Source organism: Streptomyces sp. WELS2, from assembly GCF_013870595.1.
In the GTDB taxonomy this organism is placed as follows: Bacteria; Actinomycetota; Actinomycetes; order Streptomycetales; family Streptomycetaceae; genus Streptomyces.
The window spans coordinates 1-2,491 of the sequence record NZ_JACBWZ010000866.1; the positions used below are offsets into that span (position 1 = coordinate 1).

General features: G+C 73.3%; 1 protein-coding gene. It reads right to left on the reverse strand.

All coding sequences use genetic code 11. The features are described 5' to 3' along the window. Positions 1-21: 21 nt before the first annotated feature. Positions 22-2,034: an ABC transporter ATP-binding protein gene (locus tag H5J33_RS30980; protein WP_258565524.1), complete on the reverse strand. Its 2,013-nt coding sequence runs from the start codon at positions 2,032-2,034 to the stop codon at positions 22-24. Positions 2,035-2,491: the final 457 nt, after the last annotated feature.

Below are 2,491 nucleotides of genomic sequence, written 5' to 3' on the forward strand. Positions count from 1 at the left end.
CGGGGGTGGCGGATGTGGTGGTCATCGGGACTCCTCCCGTTCGCCGGACATCAGATGGGCGTACTCGGCGTTGTCGCGCAGCAGTTGGCGGTGGGTGCCGACGGCCGCGATCCGGCCGCCCGAGAGCAGGGCGACCCGGTCGGCGAGCAGTACCGTGGACGGGCGGTGGGCGACGATCAGCGCGGTGGTGTCGGCGAGGACCTGCCGCAGCGCGGCCTCCACGGCGGCCTCGGTGTGCACGTCCAGGGCGGACAGCGGGTCGTCCAGCACGAGGAACTCCGGCCGGCCGACGACCGCGCGGGCCAGCGCGAGACGCTGGCGCTGGCCACCGGACAGGCTGAGCCCCTGCTCGCCCACGCGGGTGTCGGTGCCGTGCGGCAGCGTGTGCGCGAAGTCGGCCCGGGCGATGGCGAGGGCCCGGTCGAGTTCGGGCTGCCCGGCCCCGTCCGGGGCGCCCATCAGCACGTTCTCGCCGACGCTCGCCGAGAACAGGGTGGGGTCCTCGAAGGCCACGGCGACCCTGGAGCGCAGTTCCTCGCGGGGGATCTCGGCGATGTCGACGCCGTTCAGCGTGATCCGGCCGGAGGTGACCTCGTACAGGCGCGGGACGAGGGCGGTGAGCGTGGTCTTGCCACTGCCGGTGGCACCGACGAGCGCCATGGACTCCCCGGCCCGTATGTGCAGGTCGATCCCGTCGAGGAGGGGCGGGGAGCCCGCAGGCGCGTCGGGATACCGGAACCGCACCCCCTCGAACCGGATCCCGGCCCCGTCCCACACCTGCCCTCCGGGCACAGGACGAGCTCCGACCGCCGGACCGGATCCACGGGCGGATGCGGAACGAACATCGGCCACCGGACCGGAACCGGCGGCGGATACCGGACGGACACCGGCCTCCGGTCCGGAGCCGGGGGCAGGCACCGGACGGGCCCCGGGCGCCGGGCCGGGATCAGGCGCGGGCGCGGGGCGGTCTTCCGGCCCGGGAGGGGTCCCGCCCTCCACCGCCGCGCCCGGCGACGAGTCCTCGGCGCTCCGCTTCACCGCGTCCTCCGGTGGCTCGTCCATCACCTCGAAGTAGCGTTCCGTGGCCGTGGCCGCCTCCTGGGTCATGGCCAGCAGGAACCCTATGGAGTCGACGGGCCAGCGCAGCGCGAGCGCGGTGCTGAGGAAGGCGACCAGCGTGCCCGCGGACAGTTCGCCGTCGGCGACGCGGACGGCGCCGAGGACCAGGGCCGCCCCGATGGCCATCTCGGGCAGCGCCACGATGACGCCCCAGATGGTGGCGAGCAGCCGCGCCTTGCGCAGTTCCGTGCCCCGCAGCCGGCCGGCGAGTTCCCGGAAGGCGCGCGCCTGGCTGCGGTGCCGGCCGAAGCCCTTGACGACGCGGATGCCGAGCACGCTCTCCTCGACCACCGTGGTCAGGTCCCCGACCTGGTCCTGGGCGCGCCGGGCCGCCTGCGCGTACCGCCGTTCGAAGACCGCGCAGGTCCACATCACGGGGACGGCCGGGGCGAGGATGACCAGGCCCAGCGTCCGGTCCTGCACCAGCATGATGGCCACGCCGACCAGGATCGTCACCCCGTTGACCAGCAGGAACGTCAGCGGGAAGGCGAGGAACATGCGCAGCAGCATCAGGTCGGTGGTGCCGCGCGAGAGCAGCTGGCCGGACGCCCAGCGGTCGTGGAAGGCCACCGGCAGGCGTTGCAGCCGGTGGTACAGGGCCGCCCGCATCTCCGCCTCGACGCGGGACAGCGGCCGGGCCACCAGCCAGCGGCGGATGCCGAACAGGACCGCCTCGGCGATGCCGAGCAGCAGCAGGTACAGCGCGCCGAGCCACACGCCCCCCGGGTCACGGTCGGTGACCGGCCCGTCCACCAGCCACTTCAGCACGAGCGGGATCACCAGCCCGGTACAGGAGGCGACGACCGCGACGGCCGCCGCGGTGAACAGCCGGGCGCGCACGGGACGGACGTACGGCCACAGGCGCAGCAGGGTGCGTACGGCGGAACGGTCGGCGGTTGCACGTGTCGTGGACATCACCGCGAGCGTACGGACCGGCGCCGGCCGGGCCCATCGAGTTTTGGCCGTACCCACCGGGACATCGGCCCTAGGACCCGGGGCCCAGAAGGCGACGACCCCGCAAACGCGCACCCCAACAGTCCGCATACCGAACATGAACATCCGGTCAACGAACCATTTCCGGCCAAGTTTGTGATGCGCTCCTGACAGGCAGTGAGTTCTCCTGCCACTCTTCCCAGGCCGACTCACAGCGACCCCACAGCCCCCCGTTCGCCCGCGTGGGCCGGCCGAGCACCCGCACCTGGTTCCGCGTAACGCCCTGTTCTGCCCGGACGCCCCGATCCACCGTCCGGTCTCCCCCGGCCGCGCGACCCGCGGTCTCGCAGAAGGAGTCAGTGTTGAGAAGCAGATCCTCTCGCGGACGCACCTCCCACACAGCACAGCCCCGCACCGCGCACCGCCGCACCGCCACCTG

Bases quoted from the DNA above. Each gene is read 5' to 3' on its own strand.
- H5J33_RS30980 (WP_258565524.1), bottom strand. From the start codon at position 2,034: ATGTCCACGACACGTGCAACCGCCGACCGTTCCGCCGTACGCACCCTG.